16 protein-coding genes are annotated in these 16,430 nt (G+C 44.5%); all 16 read left to right on the forward strand.

The genetic code is table 11. The features are described from left to right. Positions 1-43: 43 nt before the first annotated feature. The 16 genes from DESACI_RS09140 to nirJ1 all read left to right on the forward strand — a co-directional run bounded on the left by DESACI_RS09140 (position 44) and on the right by nirJ1 (position 16,429). Complete coding sequence (locus tag DESACI_RS09140) at positions 44-1,135, forward strand: XdhC family protein (protein ID WP_014826901.1); 1,092 nt, start codon at positions 44-46, stop codon at positions 1,133-1,135. Positions 1,136-1,437: 302 nt separating this feature from the next. Next, complete coding sequence (gene speD / locus DESACI_RS09145) at positions 1,438-1,815, forward strand: adenosylmethionine decarboxylase (protein WP_014826902.1); 378 nt, start codon at positions 1,438-1,440, stop codon at positions 1,813-1,815. Positions 1,816-2,086: 271 nt separating this feature from the next. Further along, positions 2,087-2,854, forward strand: coding sequence for a polyprenyl synthetase family protein (locus DESACI_RS09150; RefSeq protein WP_014826903.1), 768 nt, complete (start codon positions 2,087-2,089; stop codon positions 2,852-2,854). 14 nt (positions 2,855-2,868) lie between these two features. Beyond that, complete coding sequence (locus tag DESACI_RS09155) at positions 2,869-3,723, forward strand: UbiA-like polyprenyltransferase (protein WP_014826904.1); 855 nt, start codon at positions 2,869-2,871, stop codon at positions 3,721-3,723. Between the two features lie 18 nt (positions 3,724-3,741). Next, complete coding sequence (gene mqnE, locus DESACI_RS09160) at positions 3,742-4,845, forward strand: aminofutalosine synthase MqnE (protein WP_041276399.1); 1,104 nt, start codon at positions 3,742-3,744, stop codon at positions 4,843-4,845. A 20-nt stretch (positions 4,846-4,865) separates the two neighbouring features. Next, positions 4,866-5,948: a cyclic dehypoxanthinyl futalosine synthase gene (mqnC, locus tag DESACI_RS09165; protein WP_041276023.1), complete on the forward strand. Its 1,083-nt coding sequence runs from the start codon at positions 4,866-4,868 to the stop codon at positions 5,946-5,948. A gap of 4 nt (positions 5,949-5,952) precedes the next feature. After that, a complete protein-coding gene (gene tatC / locus DESACI_RS09170; RefSeq protein WP_014826907.1) occupies positions 5,953-6,711 on the forward strand; it encodes a twin-arginine translocase subunit TatC in 759 nt (252 codons plus the stop codon). Positions 6,712-6,827: 116 nt separating this feature from the next. After that, a complete protein-coding gene (locus DESACI_RS09175; RefSeq protein WP_014826908.1) occupies positions 6,828-7,184 on the forward strand; it encodes a twin-arginine translocase TatA/TatE family subunit in 357 nt (118 codons plus the stop codon). A gap of 7 nt (positions 7,185-7,191) precedes the next feature. Next, positions 7,192-8,160, forward strand: a complete 969-nt coding sequence (locus tag DESACI_RS09180; protein ID WP_014826909.1) for a polyprenyl synthetase family protein — start codon at positions 7,192-7,194, stop codon at positions 8,158-8,160. A 239-nt stretch (positions 8,161-8,399) separates the two neighbouring features. Continuing rightward, positions 8,400-9,704 carry a cytochrome c biogenesis ResB family protein gene (locus tag DESACI_RS09185; protein WP_014826910.1) on the forward strand — a complete coding sequence of 435 codons (1,305 nt, stop codon included), beginning with the start codon at positions 8,400-8,402 and terminating at the stop codon, positions 9,702-9,704. A gap of 32 nt (positions 9,705-9,736) precedes the next feature. Then, positions 9,737-10,597, forward strand: coding sequence for a c-type cytochrome biogenesis protein CcsB (gene ccsB / locus DESACI_RS09190; protein ID WP_014826911.1), 861 nt, complete (start codon positions 9,737-9,739; stop codon positions 10,595-10,597). Positions 10,598-10,699: 102 nt separating this feature from the next. Beyond that, on the forward strand, positions 10,700-11,338 hold the full coding sequence (locus DESACI_RS09195; RefSeq protein WP_014826912.1) for a precorrin-2 dehydrogenase/sirohydrochlorin ferrochelatase family protein: 639 nt from the start codon (positions 10,700-10,702) through the stop codon (positions 11,336-11,338). Beyond that, positions 11,314-12,651 (forward strand): glutamyl-tRNA reductase, encoded by a 1,338-nt coding sequence (gene hemA / locus DESACI_RS09200; RefSeq protein ID WP_014826913.1) that lies wholly within the window; start codon positions 11,314-11,316, stop codon positions 12,649-12,651. The genes DESACI_RS09195 and hemA overlap by 25 nt, the downstream gene beginning before the upstream one ends. Further along, entirely contained in the window at positions 12,648-13,559 is a 912-nt protein-coding gene (gene hemC / locus DESACI_RS09205) for a hydroxymethylbilane synthase (protein WP_014826914.1), read from the forward strand. The genes hemA and hemC overlap by 4 nt, the downstream gene beginning before the upstream one ends. 181 nt (positions 13,560-13,740) lie before the next feature. Then, positions 13,741-15,258, forward strand: coding sequence for a uroporphyrinogen-III C-methyltransferase (cobA, locus tag DESACI_RS09210; RefSeq protein ID WP_014826915.1), 1,518 nt, complete (start codon positions 13,741-13,743; stop codon positions 15,256-15,258). After that, positions 15,251-16,429: a putative heme d1 biosynthesis radical SAM protein NirJ1 gene (gene nirJ1 / locus DESACI_RS09215; protein ID WP_014826916.1), complete on the forward strand. Its 1,179-nt coding sequence runs from the start codon at positions 15,251-15,253 to the stop codon at positions 16,427-16,429. The genes cobA and nirJ1 overlap by 8 nt, the downstream gene beginning before the upstream one ends. Position 16,430 lies beyond the last annotated feature (1 nt).

Here is a 16,430-nt window from a genome sequence, read left to right on the forward strand (position 1 = left end):
ATACTCTTGAACAAAAGAAATTAGCTTTTAGGGAGGCGAGCGAATGGAAAAGGAAGTTTTTCAGGGATTAAAGAAGGTTTTTGAGCAAAACATTGAGGCTGCCTTGATTACAATTTGCAGTGTTTTAGGCTCGACCCCGCGTAAGCCCGGCACAAAAATGTTAGTTTTTCCTGATGGAACAACGGTGGGAACGATTGGCGGCGGATGCGGGGAGGCTGAAGCCCGGCGTGAAGCCCTTAATGTCTTAACCTCACGGAAGACGAAATTACATAGCTTGAATATGACTGCGGATCTTGCTCAAGACGAGGGAATGGTCTGCGGAGGTTTGATGGGACTTTTAATTGAGTATTTGGGTCCTCAAACTCCCGCGGAACAAATCAAGTTTTATCAGGACTATCTAGCGGCTTTAGAAAACCAAAAGTCACCCTATTTATTGACTGTGTTGGAAGCACCCGAAAAACAGCTCATCGGTAAAAAGCTATTTACAAGCAATACGGGAGAGGCATTGGGCGATCTTGGCTTGGAACAACTTAATCAGACCGGTTTGGACTATGCTCAAAACCCAATTAAATACTCCAAACCGGTACTAATTACCTTGGATACTGAGTTCGCCCCTCTTGAAGGTTCCGGTTCTAAGGCTTCATATCGCTTGTTGCTTGAACCTCCGTCTTCGTCTGTGGAATTGTTAATCTTAGGAGCCGGACACATTGCTTTGCCCTTGGCTGCCATGGCCAAAATCCTCGGCTATGAAATAACGGTCGTTGATGATCGCCCGAGTTTTGCCAATGCAGGGCGGTTTCATATGGCGGATCGAGTGATTTGCGATGACTTTGCAACTGCCTTGGACACTCTGACAATTAGCCCGGAAACCTTTGTTGTTATCATAACTCGGGGTCATCGCTACGATAAGGTCTGTTTGAGAAAAATCATCACTCAGCAGACGGCATATGTTGGGATGATCGGCAGTCGTAGGAGAGTGAATGCTTTGAAAGCTGAATTAGAAAAGGAGGGCATACCTAAGCAGCTTCTGCAAAAACTCTATTCTCCTATTGGCTTGAATATCGGGGCTGAAACTCCGGAAGAAATCGCCGTATGTATTCTTGGAGAATTAATAAAAGTTCAAAAAGGTGTTTGAGAAAGTGAAATAAAAAGTTTTTGGCGAATGGGAAGCAGTGGACGAGTTCACAAAATGACGGTATTTCATATGATAAGTAGTGAATATTAGAGTAATTCGAAGGAAAATAGACGTTAGTAAACTTTATCCTGAGAAAATTATAGTCTATTCAAGGATATCACGAATATGAATAAATTTTTATTGACAACACCGAACTTTGTGCTAAAATTTAACCTGATGGAAATTTGGGAGGACCCATTTTTACGAATGCGGTTAGCTCAGATTCCTTCATCTTTTTAGAGAAAAGGGGGCAAAGATCACAATTGGCAAATTCTCTTGGACGTCATGTGTTGGCTGAAATTTATGGGTGTAGTTTCGACATTTTAAACGATAGGGAAAAAGTCGAAGCATTAATGGTCGACGCAGCTCTGGAGGCAGGTGCTGAGGTACGTGAGGTAGCGTTTCATAAGTTCAGTCCTCAAGGAGTGAGTGGTGTTGTAGTCATATCTGAATCTCACTTAGCCATCCACACTTGGCCGGAACTTGGATATGCGGCAGTTGACGTCTTTACTTGCGGGGACCGTGTCAATCCCTGGGATGCATGCAATTTTTTAACGGATCATTTCAAAGCGGGTCATATGACTGCAACAGAAATTAAACGAGGAATTGTTGAGGATCCTAAGAAAGCGGTAAATATTTAGGAGGGATATTTATTTTACTCCGGACTAGAACGAGTGCGGATAAAGAAATTCTGACTTATACCAATCAAAAGTTTGACTTTCTGAAGGGTACTAGATAGACCTTGTAACTGAAGAAGTTGCAGGGTCTATTATATTTCGATTGTTGTTTTACATATAATAAGAATAATAATGTCATATTATCTGGATAGAATAAATTACGGGGCAGGACTTTTACTAAATATATAGAATAAGTAATAGGTTAATGTCTGAATGGAGAACAAGGAGCGATTAAATGATGCCGCTGGAATTCAGCTTCTTAGAGAAGCTGAACTTAGTACAGGCGCGATTGCGTCAAGAAATAAATTTCAAACCTGCCAGTTTTGAAGAATTAGTTCCATTGGATATGGATGAACTGGATAAAATTGTTTGCCCGGCTATTGTCTTAGCAGTCAGTCGATCATGCGGGGATCATGGAGAAAAATCAGATGCTTTAGCAGAAATTGTCCAGTTTATCTATATGGCCCATCAAGTCCATAAGCTGATGAAAGATGATAGTGATCTCGCTGAAGAGCTTCGCCAGTTCCCGGTACTGGTAGGTGACCTGCTTTTTGGTAAGTTTTTTTTGCATCTTTGCCAGGAAAGGTTGCTGCAATTCCTCGCTCCCTTGGCTCAAGTCATCGGGACGATGAGCGAAGGGGGGATTTCCCGCTGGCTTTCTCGTGATAGAAGACTTACGAACGATGAGTGGCTGAAAATCATTGAAAAAGAAAGCGCATCTCTGACGGCCATAGCGGCTCGCTTGAGCGCTGAGCTCGCTAATGTTTCCCTTCCGCTGCAGCATCAGCTTGAAGCCTTTGGCTTAGAGCTGGGAAAAGCATGGGGAGCTTCAAAACAGAAGATGGAAAGTGATGTCATCCAATCAATTCTTCAGAAGGCCAATGATATTCTCAGTGAAATTGCTGCCGGAACTCAGCTTCAGCTGCAGCCTCTTCATGAGGTATATAATTTCATGGTCAGACATTTAACTTCAGACAGGACAATTCCTGAATCGGGATTGTAGGAATGGAGTAAGGAATGCATAAACTAAAAGTTTTTTTGGAAATGATTAAATTTGAGCATACTTTGTTTGCTTTGCCCTTTGCTTATTTAGGTGCTTTTTTAGCCTCCCATGGTATTCCTTCCGGAGTTAAATTGTTTTGGATTACTTTAGCCATGGTTGGAGCGCGAACAGCCGCCATGTCACTGAACCGCTTAATCGACCGGCACATTGATGCGCGAAATCCCAGAACTGCCCAGCGGGCAATACCGGCAGGGCAGCTTCAAGTTACGGAAGTCTATATCTATACGATTCTCTCTTTCTTGCTTTTGGGATTTTCAGCCTATCAGCTCAATTTTCTGGCCCTATGGTTAATGCCCATCGCGGTCTTCTTTTTAGTCCTGTATTCCTATACCAAGCGATTTACTTGGGCTTGCCATTTTGTTCTGGGAATTTCTTTGGGCTTGGCTCCTTGCGGCGCTTGGATTGGGGTAACCGGGCATTGGGCCTTGGCTCCGGTTCTTTTAGGTTTGGGAGTTGTCACCTGGGTAGCAGGATTTGACATTGTCTATGCCTGTCAGGATGTGGAGTTTGACCGTCGTGAAGGCTTAAACTCTATACCGGCGATTTTTGGGGTCCAGAGAGGTTTGGAGATTTCGGCGGTTTTGCACGCCCTGGCTCCCTTGCTTTTTATCGCGGTGGGGGTTGTGATGTCCATGAGCTGGCTTTATTACCTGGGTGTAGGAATTGCAGTATTTTTACTCTTTCGTCAGCATCGCATTGTATCGGCCAGCGATCTCTCAAAAGTCGGTGTCGCTTTTTTTGATTTAAATGGCTATTTGAGTGTTATGCTATTCGTTTTTTCGGTTCTTGACTTAATCATTTGGCATTAAGAAGTGGAGGGGAACGTTCTGACATCATTGTTTGTTCAAAGCGAATTATCAGACTTAATTAATAAAGTGGAAGATGGCAAACGCTTGGATTTTGCAGACGGCGTTCGCCTGATGAAAAGCGGGGATATCTTGGCCCTTGGATATATGGCCAATCTTATACGTGAGCAAAAAAATGGCAACAAAACGTATTTTATTGTCAATCGTCATATCAATCATACTAATGTTTGTACGAATCTTTGCCATTTTTGTGCTTATGGAGTTGAAAAGGAAAACCCCCAAGCATTTACCTTATCCCTAGCAGACATAGAAAAAGCGGCTCATGAAGCGGCCCAGGAAGGGGTCTCCGAAATTCACATAGTGGGTGGGCTTAACCCTGATCTACCTTTCGACTATTATCTTGAGATGCTGCGCCGGGTCAAGGGGATTTTGCCTCAGGCCTGTATTCAAGCCTTTACAGCAGTGGAAGTTGATTATTTTACACAAATTACCGGGTTATCAGTATCCGAAGTTTTACGCAGGTTAATGGCTGCGGGACTGGATTCTCTGCCGGGAGGGGGAGCCGAAGTCTTTTCACCGCGTGTGCGGGCTAAAATCTGTGAGAAGAAAGTATCCGGACAGCGTTGGCTGGAAATCCAAGAGGCAGCTCACGGTTTAGGCATGCGCACAAACGCAACTATGCTTTACGGCCACGTTGAGACGGCTGAGGAACGGATAGACCATCTTCTTCAGCTCCGAGATCTGCAGGATCGTACCCATGGCTTTCTGACCTTTATCCCGCTGCCCTTTTATCCCAAAAACACCAAGTTGGAAGGACAGATGGGAGTAGAAAGTACCACCGGTTTCGAAGATCTTAAAATGTTGACTGTATCCAGGATTCTCTTGGATAATTTCGATCATATTAAATCATTTTGGATTATGCTGGGACCTAAGTTGGCTCAAGTTTCTCTGGCTTTTGGAGTGGATGATCTTGATGGTACCGTTGTGGAAGAGCGGATTATTCATTCTGCTGGGGCAGAGACCGGACAGGTTATGAGCAAACGGGCTCTTATCAATATGATCCAAAAGGCTGGCCGGGAGGCCGTGGAAAGGGATACTCTTTATCGTGTCCTGAAAACCAATTAGCAGGGAAAGGGAGAATGGGCATGGATTTAGAGACTGTAAAGATCATCGAGAAACGTTTAGCAGGAGAACGATTATCGCTTTCTGATGGCATTCAGCTCTTACAAGACGCTGATCTTCTATCCCTGGGGCAAGGAGCCGACCTCATTCGCAATAAAATGCATCCGGAAAACGTTGTGACCTTTGTTATCGACAGAAATATAAATTATACTAATATTTGTTCTTGTCAATGTAAGTTTTGTGCTTATTACTGTAAACCCGGTGATCCTAAAGGATTTATTTTGTCAAGAGAAGATTTGCATGCTAAGATAAAAGAGACAGTTGAGGTGGGTGGAACTCAGCTTCTTATTCAAGGGGGACTGCATCCTGATTTGGGACTGGAGTACTTTGAAGAGATGCTGCGTGATATTAAATCTCATTTTAATATTCATATTCATTCGTTCAGTCCGCCGGAGATCTGGGATTTGGCAGAAAAGTCAAAGTTAAGTCTGGAGGAGGTCATTGGCCGCCTCAGAGCTGCCGGACTGGACTCCATTCCAGGCGGGGGAGCGGAAATCCTCGAGGATCGCGTCAGGCATCTCATTAGTCCGAATAAAATTAAATGGGAGCAGTGGATGGATGTGATGACCACGGCTCATCGGCTGGGCATGAAATCCACGGCAACCATGATGTTTGGCCATGTTGAGACCTATGAGGAACGTATCTTGCATATGCTCCACGTGCGCGAAGCTCAGGATCGCACGGGAGGGTTTACCGCCTTCATCCCCTGGAGTTTCGCGCCCTCGAATACGGAATTGGGCGGAGAAGGCAGTACCGGTGTAGAGTATTTGCGAACTCTTGCGGTGGCGCGCTTAATGTTGGATAATGTCCCTAATATTCAAGCCTCCTGGGTTACCCAAGGGGCCAAGATGGCCCAAGTGGCCTTGCGCTTTGGAGCCAACGATTTTGGCAGCACCATGCTCGAAGAGAACGTTGTGCGCGCGGCCGGAGTGCAAACTCGTGTTCCTTTACGGGAAATTATTCGCTGCATTGAAGATGCGGGATACCAGGCAGTACAACGCAATACTCATTATGAGCGGTTAAAGGTCTACGGGAAGGAAGTGTAGTTGGATGCGCAGGCGACCACGTGGGGATGGCAATATGCCGCTCTTGGAACACGTTCTTGCTCTTCGTAAAGTACTCGTTATAGCCGCCTATGCTGTTGCCATAGGAACTGTCCTTGGCTGGTTTTTTAGTGATCAGACCTTTGCCTATTTAGCTTACCCGGTCTTAAGGCTGAAAAACATTACGTTTATTACCACTACCCCAATGGAGCCAATGTTGGTAAAGCTGAAAGTCTCTTTATTAATAGGGGTTGCCTTATCTCTGCCCGTCATCCTCTGGCAGATTTGGAGCTTTGTCTTGCCGGCCTTAAAGCAAAACGAAAAAAAATATCTTTATATCATTGTTCCCAGTTCTCTTCTTCTTTTTATCGGTGGTGCGGCCTTATGTTTTTTTGTTATTTTGCCGATGGGAATTAAGGTTCTGCTTTATGCGGGCGGGGGTATGGTTCAGTCAACACCTTTTGTAACGAAAACCTCTTACTTGGGTTTCCTTATCACCTTTCTCGGGACCTTCGGACTTGTCTTTCAGCTTCCCATCGTACTTTTAATCTTAATTCGTATAGGAATTTTGTCGCCCAGAACGTTAGCGAAGAAACGACGTTGGGCAGTTTTGATTATTATAATCTTGGCCGCTGTTGTTTCACCGACCCCGGATTTATTTACTCAATTTCTAATGGCAGCTCCTATGTATTTCCTTTTTGAGATTAGTATTTGGTTGGGATACATTGTGGAACGGAAGAGAACAAAAGCACTGGCGTCTCAGTAAAGTGCGGACTGATTGAAATCCGGCGGAGATTTGGAGATTATTTAAGGTGAAAATTGAGTTTAAATGACACAGAACGGTTAAAGGAATAGAAGGTTTGGGATAAAGGGGGCAGAAATATGGGCTTGACAGAAATCCTCCTAATTCTGGGTATTGCCTTAATCTTGTTTGGGCCTGAGGATTTACCGGAAATCGCTCGAACAATAGGGAAAATAGTTTTTGAGCTTCGAAAAGCGACTCAAGATGTAACCCGAGAATTTCAAGGTACAATTGATACTCCCCGCAACGCTTTTAATAAAGCAATGGATTTTAGTGAAAACATGCCTGAAACCACCCCCCCGCAGAGTCCGCAGGAAACAGAAAAGGCTGATGCGGATGAAGAATTATTGACATTTGAGGATGAAAATCCTGCAGATCCGCTAGCGGAACTACCATCAGATATGGTATCTTATGAAGAAAAAGGTGCGAGCAGGTGAATCGGTTTTGAAACAACTCTGGCTCTTTAATCAGATAAATTCAGATCTTCAAAAGGTTGAAAAAGAACTTACAAAATTTGTGGAGACGGACTATCCGATCCTCCAGGAGTCTGGTATCCACTTATTAACTGCCGGAGGCAAACGTTTACGTCCGGCTTTTACGCTGTTGGCAGGTAAATTTTATGCTTGCTCGATAGAAAAGCTTATCCCCGTAGCCATGGCCTTGGAGCTTATTCATATGGCTACTTTAGTTCATGATGATGTGGTGGATGCCTCTCTGACAAGAAGAGGCAGACCAACCGTCAAAGCAAATTGGGGAAATATCGTTTCAGTTGAAACGGGCGACTATTTACTGGCCAAATCGTTAATTCTTATCTCCCAAATAGACCATCCTGAGGTCTCCCGTATCTTGGCGGAAGTAAGCGTGGAGATGTGTCAAGGGGAGATTCAACAGATTAAGGCTTCCTTTGATGTAGAGCAGAACTTAAAACAGTATTATTTCAGGATTAAGCGTAAAACGGCCTTGCTGATTTCCGCTTGCTGTAAGCTTGGGGCTTTGGTTTCTGAGGCTCCCAGACATCAGGTTTGGGCTTTGGGAGCCTATGGCCATTCCTTAGGTATGGCTTTCCAGATTGTCGATGATGTTTTGGATATTACGGCAAAGCCTTCCGAGTTCGGAAAACCCATTGGCGGAGATCTTCGCCAAGGAATTATGACCTTGCCAATGATTCTGGCCCTCAGATCTTCTCCCAAAGGTTCGCGTCTTCATGAGTTATTAAAGAAAGTTGATAAATCGGATGCTGAAGTTACGGAGACGATTCACTTGATTAAGGCCACCGGAGCCATTGATCAATCTATGCAAATCGTCGATGCCTATATTAGTAAAGCTAAAAGGCGCCTCCAGGATCTGCCGAAGGTTTCATCCCGGAAGGCACTGGAAGATTTAGCGGATTTTATTGCTGTTCGAAAATTTTAAGAATCGTCAAAGAAAATGGGCCTTCCGCAATGTTTCTACGGAAGGCCTTGGTTGTCGATTGGCGGAGGCTGGCGCTTGCTTGAATTCCGGTTTTGGAAATGATAAACTAGTACAAATGAGGGTACATTGAACTATGGCCTCGTCAGCAGAGAGCTATAAAGTCGGGTTTATCAAGCCTTTCATTTAAGGTTCAATAGACCCGGCTTTTGTATGATGCTCATAAATAAGGAGGCAATCACGTGAAAGAACATCAAGAGAGTGCCGTGGACAAATTATGGCGCATCTTCAGTTCCATGAAATTAGGACTGGTTTTGCTTGGAGTTATTGCATTCTTCGCTGGTATAGGAACCTTATTTCCTCAGATGGATGTTGATCCCGACAAAGCTCAGGCAGTGGGCAAGCTGTGGCAGACCTTAGGATTTACGAATCTCTATGGTACATACTGGTTTCGTTTGCTGTTAGGCCTGCTGTGTATTAATCTCATTATCTGCAGCATTCAAAGGTTCCAAGGCATTTATAACCGGACGTTTAAACTTAACCCTCCGGAAAACAGCAGCGTCATACCTAAAAAGGTTCAGGAGACATGGCAAGGAGACGGCGAATCCCTGCGCAAATCTGTACAAGATGTTTTGCGGCATAGGGGTTTTAGAGTCGTTTTTGCTGAAAAAGACAAGCAATGGGGTTTTACAGCCATAAAACGACGCTGGGGAAATTGGGGATCCTTCATTTCTCATGTGTCCTTTGTTGTTTTGGTTATCGGAGCTGTCATCGGCTCTTCTCTGGGATTCAAAGGCTTCTTGATGGCAGGTACGGGGACGACAGTGCCCATCCATTCCATTCAAGTATCCCGGGGTACTGTCAAGGAAACCTTTGATGTCCTGATTAATTCGGCAGAAGATCGTATGTTAGCCAATGGTCAGAGAGATAATTGGTATACGGATCTGAGCATTTTGCAGAATGGCAAGGTTATGGCCCGCCATACCATTTCCGTTAATCATCCGTTTACTTATCAAGGAGTTACCTTCTATCAATCCAGTTTTATTAACGGGGTTCATCTTACCGCAGATGTTAAAGGACAGAAGATTCCCGTTACCTTGGAAGATCGAGGCGGAAATTATTTTAATGCTCCTGGGACAGATCTCTATCTTGTAGCATCAGCGATTAATAGTGATTCTCAAAAACCTTCGATGCTATTTGAGGTTTTTAAGGGTATGAGTGAGGATGCTGTACAGTCCGGCCAGCTTGATTTTGGGCAAACCATTGATATTCAAGGTGCTTATAAACTTACTCTCGATGGGAACTCCGGCTATACAGGCTTACAAGTCAAACAAGATCCGGGGGTTATGATTATCTGGTTAGGATGTGCCTTATTGCTTCTGGGGTTAATCTTGTCCTTTTACTGGCGCCCGATTCTTGTCAGCGGCATATTTCAGGCTGAGAAGGACAACCGGGGAGAGTTAACCATGGGTGTTTCCACTGGAAAAGTAGTTGGCGGTGTTAAAGAGGTCTTTGACCGATTAGTTGGAGAAATACGAGCAAACTAGTAAAAGAGTATCAAGGTAAGGAGGATAAAATCTTGAATCTTGGATTACAGAACCTTGAATCATCTGCGTTTTACGTTACGGTGATGGCTTATATTCTTTGCATGATGCTATATTGGGTTTGGATCGGTATAAAGAAAGACCTGATTGGCAGTTTGGCAACCTACATCGCGGCTCTCGGTCTGATAGCTAATACGGCAGCCATTGTTATTCGCATGGTAATTTCAGGACATCCGCCGCTGTCTAATGGCTACGAATTCCTTTTAACCTTTGTTTGGGGAATTATGGCAGTTTATTTGTATATCGAGTATCGTTACAAGTTAAAGTCATTGGGTGCTTTTGTGATGCCCATACCTGTCTTGCTCTTGATGTTTATCATTATGAGCATGGGGCCTGAGGAACGGGTAGCTCAGGCAATTCCTCCGGCTTTAAAAAGCCAATGGCTTACTTTCCACGTGGTAACTGCTATGCTGGCCTATGGAGCCTTTGCCATCTCCTTTGGTTTGGGGATCATGTACCTTCTTAAACTTAAGGAAGAAGGCAGGGGATGGGAAGCGAAACCTCAAGGGATTATTGCCCGTTTTCCGGATTTAGAAACCCTTGATGAATTGTCCTATAAAGTGATAGGGTTTGCTTTTCCTCTTTTAACCCTTTGCATTATTACCGGAGCAATCTGGGCAAATTATGCTTGGGGTACTTATTGGTCCTGGGACCCCAAAGAAACTTGGTCTTTAATTACATGGATTATTTATGCAGCTTATTTACATGCCCGTTTGATGTATGGCTGGAAAGGAAAACGTGCGGCTTGGATGGCTGTCTTAGGTTTCGCCGCCGTATTATTTACGTTCTTTGGAGTTAACTACTTCTTACCGGGACTGCACTCTTACGCCCAATAGAAAAAGTATTAATTGTAAGAAATCTTTAGTTTTGGGGCAGGGGAAATGTCTGAATAGGGCGAATTATATCTGGGAGAAAGCTTGAGAAGGTGACAGTATTTTATGCCGCAGTATTATCCGATTTTTATGGATTTAAAGGATCAATCCATTTTGGTTGTTGGAGGAGGAAACGTGGCTCTGCGCAAAGTACAGACTCTATTGAAACATGGGGCCGTCGTTCGTGTTGTTTCTCCGGAAATTGTGCCCGAGCTGAGAAGTTTGATCAATGATACGACTTGTTGTTGGTTTGAAAAAGAATATTCCTCGGAAGACATTGGCGAAGCCCGCCTCGTTTTTTCCTGCACTGAAAATGAAGAAGTCAATAGGCAAGTGTCATTTGATGCCAAGAGTCAATATCGTCCAGTTAATGTCGTGGACGATCCCGAAAAATGCAGCTTTATAGTTCCCTCCATTATGGAGCAGGGAGATTTGAAAATAGCTGTTTCCACAGGAGGAAGTAGTCCTATTGTAGCCCGGCAGATACGCGCAGAATTGGAAAAGCTATTTGGATCCGAGATGAAGGAGTATTTGCGCTTACTGAAAACTTGGCGTACTATTGTCAAAAATGATTTGTCGCCCGAAAAACGGAGCGTATTTTGGGAGCGTATAACGGACGGCGAAGTCAGGAAACTAATTCAAGAGAACCGACTATCCGAAGCGGAAGGAGTGGTTAAGCAGTGTTTCCAATCGCTGTTGGCTTAAACCACCAAGGGACGCCTGTCGAAATAAGAGAGAAAATGAGTTTTCAACCTTCTCAGATTCAGGAGGCCTTAAAAAAGCTAAGGAATTATCCTGCGCTTGAAGGTGTTCTAATTCTCAGTACCTGTAATCGAACCGAAGTGTATGCTGCCACAACAGATGTTGAAGTGGGTATTGTCTCCATTAAAAAATTTCTGTCGGCTCATCACGGTATCGACGAAAAACTTTTAAACCAATATCTTTATGTCCATACCCTTTATGATGCTATTCGTCATTTGTTTAGGGTAACAGCAGGCTTAGACTCTATGGTTCGCGGAGAAACTCAAATTCTCGGACAAGTTGCCAGTGCATATCAGCAAGCTAATGACGCAGAAGTTACGAACAAGGCTATTAATGTCTTCTTTCAAACGGCCCTGGCCGTAGGCAAACGAATTCGTACGGAAACTCAAATTGATCAGCATCCTGTCTCTATTAGCTATACGGCGGTGGAGCTTGCCAAGCAACAGTACGGAGAGCTCCAGGGAAAAGGAATTTTAATTTTAGGTGCGGGTGAAATGAGCACCTTAACGATCCGAAACTTGGTTGCTGCCGGAGCCTCCACAGTTATGGTTTCCAACCGTTCTTATGATAAGGCTGTTTCTTTGGCTGAAGAATTTTCCGGTCAGGCGGTTCGCTTTGATGAGATGGATAAGCACCTTGAGACTGTGGACATCGTAATTTCCGCTACGGCTGCCACTCATTTTGTAATTCTCCCTGAGCGAATGAAGACGATTATGGAAAAGCGCCAAGGGCGTCCTTTGTTGCTTATTGATATAGCGGTTCCCCGGGATATCCATCCTGATGTCAAAGAGATCGAGCATATAACCTTATTTGACATTGATGACTTGCGAGGAGTGATCGATCGCCATCATCAGGAACGAGAGCTTGCCGCCCTCAACGCTGAGAAAATTATTGAAGAGGAAATGAACCGGTTCGTAAAATGGCATAATTCACTGTTTGTTGTTCCAACCATCGTTGCTCTGCAGCAAAAGGGTCAACAAATTAAAGATGCGCAGCTGGAACGGGCCATCGAGCGTTTAGGCGGATTAACGCCAAAACAGGAAAAGATTGTGAGGTCAATGGCTAATTCTATAGTCAACCAGCTCTTACATGTGCCAATTACCAACCTTAAAGAATATGCTTCCACATCTCAAGGGCATCTTTACACAGAAATTTTACAAAACCTTTTCGACTTAGATGTTGAGGAAGAAACGAAACGGCAAATGACGCTTGTAAATCAGCATATAAGTCCTGTGCGCCATGGGAGGGCAGAATGAAGAAGATTCGAATCGGAACAAGAGACAGTCAGTTGGCTATGTGGCAGGCAGAGTGGGTGAAACATCGGCTCGAGCAGCTTCATCCGCATCTTAGTTTTGAGCTGGTCCCTATGAAAACCAAAGGGGATAAAATATTAGATGTACCCTTAGCCAAAATAGGAGATAAAGGTCTATTCACAAAAGAATTAGAGCATGGACTGTTAAATAATCAATTGGATATGGCCATTCACAGCCTTAAGGACTTGCCGACAATGTTGCCGGAGGGCTTAGAAATATGCACTTTTTGTGAACGAGAAGAACCAAGAGATGTTTTTTTAAGCAAAAAGGGAATACTCTTGGAAGAATTACCCGAAGGTGCCTTAGTAGGTACGAGCAGTTTGCGTCGTAAATCCCAGCTCAAGCATTATCGCCCTGATCTGTGCTTTACAGATTTGCGGGGCAATCTCCAGACACGCTGGCGAAAGCTGCAAGAGTCGGAGATGGATGGTATCGTCCTGGCTGCAGCAGGGGTAAAACGATTAGGATGGGAAGAGAGGATTACGCAGATTCTTTCCGAAGATCTTGTGCTTTCGGCAGTAGGGCAAGGATCTATTGCCGTTGAAATCGCCCAACAGCGTGATGATATTCGTGGTTTGCTGGCTCCTGTCAATCACCCCGAAACTGAACTTGCTGTCCGCGCGGAACGAATGTTAATGCGTAAACTTGAAGGAGGGTGTCAAGTCCCCATTGGGGCCTTAGGTCAGGTTACTGACGGGAAGATTTTCCTCAAAGGGATGGTTTCCAGCCTTGACGGAAACCGCTTGCTGAAAGCGGAAGGAAGAGGCACTGATCCTGAAAGCGTTGGAATTGAAGTTGCCGATCAATTGCTTAGTTTAGGTGCTGCAGAAATCTTAGCTGAAATTCGCTGAGGAAATTGTACGCTAAAAACTTATCACTAAGTGCTCCAAATCACAAAAGTCGTTTTGAGGATTTGTTATAATGGTTATGAACCCATGATCTATACTCAAAGAACATGGGACGGTTCTGCTGTAACTTGGAACCGTCCCCATTTTCATAGTTGCATCTTCAGCATAGATAGGAGTGTTCAGGTTGAATAAAGGATATGTATATTTAGTCGGGGCTGGCCCGGGAGATCCAAAGTTAATCACGATTAAGGGTTCGGAATGTATTGCCAAGGCAGAGGTTTTAGTTTACGACCGCCTGGCGTCCCGGCGCCTTTTGACCCTTGCCCGCCCGGATTGTGAACTTATCTATGTTGGGAAATCGCCGGATCGTCACACCCTTAAGCAGGATGAGATTAACCAGCTTCTTGTAGACAAAGGACTTGAGGGTAAAATTGTGACTCGTCTTAAAGGGGGCGACCCTTTTGTTTTTGGCCGGGGAGGAGAAGAAGCGGAGGCTCTCTTAGAAGCAGGAATTCCCTTCGAAGTCGTTCCGGGGATTACTTCTGCCATTTCAGTTCCTGCCTATGCCGGAATTCCCGTGACCCATCGGGATTTAACATCGTCTTTTGCTGTCATAACGGGTCATGAAGATCCCACCAAAAATGAAACGTCGATTCAGTGGAATCATATTGCCCAATCCCACGGCACTCTTGTATTTCTCATGGGAATGGAAAACCTTCCTTTGATTGCCCAAAAACTTATGGAGAATGGGAGAAAGCCAACAACTCCCGTTGGGATTATTCAATGGGGCACGAGACCGGAACAGCGCACTTTGGTGGGATCGTTAAATAACATAGCCGAAAAGGTTAAAGAAGAAGGATTTACCAATCCCTCAATTATTATTGTCGGTGAGGTTGTTTCCCTGCGGGAAAAACTTCAATGGTTTGAAAAGAAACCGTTGTTCGGCCAGAGAATCATTGTCACTCGGGCACGCCATCAAGCTAGTGAATTGTCCCAGGCCATAGAAGCTTTAGGTGGAGAGGCCTGGGAATTTCCGGTAATTGAGATTGCCCCGCCAACGGATAAAACGTCGCTGTTGAAAGCCATAGAGGATCTAAAAAGCTTTCAGTGGCTTATTTTTACCAGTGTTAATGGAGTAGAAACCTTTTTCGCAGAACTTTTAGAGCAGAAACGAGATGTGCGGGATTTGGCAGGTATAGAGCTAGTTGCCATCGGCCCGGCCACAAAAGCGGCCTTAGAGAAGCGTGGGCTGAGAGTGGCTTATGTACCTGAAGAGTACCGGGCGGAAAAGATTGTTGAAGGTTTAAACGGCCGTGTTAAGGCAGGAGATAAGGTTTTGCTGGCGAGGGCGGAAGAAGCCAGGAACATTCTTCCTGATTCTCTGAAAGGCATGGGTGTTGAGGTTTGGGATGTTCCTGTTTATAAGACGATACTCGGCAGTGCTAATCAGGATGAACTGCAGAAGATGCTGCAAAATAAGGAAATTGATAGTGTTACTTTTACAAGTTCATCTACGGTGAAGAATTTTATGAAGTTATTGGATGGAAAAATGGATTTACTGCAGAATGTTTTGCTTTATTCCATCGGACCCATAACCAGTGCAACTGCCCGTGAACTGGGACTTACAATGCACAGAGAAGCTTCAGAATATACCATAAATGGCCTTGTCGATGCCTTACTGGAGGGAAAAAAGCATGATTAGTGTTACAAAGCTCTTATTTGATACGGAGTATTTCGGCGACTCTTTGCGCTACAGTCAAAACTCTCTGGGAGCCAAACACGGTACGACGGTTGATTCCGGGCCAGTCGTTGTTTGGAATATGACCCGGACTTGCAATTTGAAATGTGCCCACTGCTATATGGAATCTGACGCACAAAAGTATGCCGGAGAACTGACTACTGAAGAAGCCAAACGCTTTATTGACGACTTGGCAGAGTTTAAATCCCCGGTTATTCTTTTCTCAGGAGGAGAGCCTTTAATTCGCCCTGATTTTTTCGAGTTGGCTGAATATGCCATATCTAAAGGGTTAAGGGCTACCCTGTCCACCAATGGCACCCTAATCACACCGGAAGTTGCCAAACGATTAAAAGAAATCGGTGTATCCTATGTAGGTATCTCTTTAGACGGACTTCAAGATGTTAACGATAAGTTTCGGGGTAAAGAGGGGGCATTTAAGGCAGCCATGGAAGGCATCCAAAACTGTGTTGCCGTAGGACAGCGGGTTGGGCTGCGCTTTACTATTAATCATCATAATTTTCAGGAACTCGATAAGATCTTTGATTTTATCGAAGCTGAAAATATCGATCGGGTCTGCTTCTATCATTTGGTGTATTCCGGACGAGGCAGTCAGATGATCAGTGAAGACGTAACTCCTGAAGAATCTCGACAAGCTATGGAGACTATTATCCGGCGCACCCGGGATTTTGAAGAACGGGGATTGAAAAAGGAAATTCTTACGGTTGACAATCATTGTGACGGGGTTTTTATGTACCTTCAAGCGTTCAAAGATGATCCCAAGAAGGCCGAAAAAATCAAGGGCTTGATTGGCCTTAACGGCGGTAATCGTTCAGGAATTGCCTTCGGAGAAGTTGATCCTATGGGGTATGTGCATCCCGATCAATTCACTCAACACATTACCTTTGGCAATGTTCGGGAGCGTAAATTCGGAGAGATTTGGACGGATCTTTCGCAACCGATTCTTGCCGGGCTTAAAGATAGAAAACCCCTGCTCAAAGGCCGCTGTGCTTCCTGCAATTTCTTAGATATGTGCAACGGCAATTTCCGCACCCGTGCCGAAGCTGTGACAGGAGACTTCTGGGAATCTGACCCGGCTTGTTATTTGACAGACGAGGAGATTGGGATTAGTAAGTAGA

The organism is Desulfosporosinus acidiphilus SJ4 (assembly GCF_000255115.2).
Taxonomy (GTDB): Bacteria; Bacillota; Desulfitobacteriia; order Desulfitobacteriales; family Desulfitobacteriaceae; genus Desulfosporosinus; species Desulfosporosinus acidiphilus.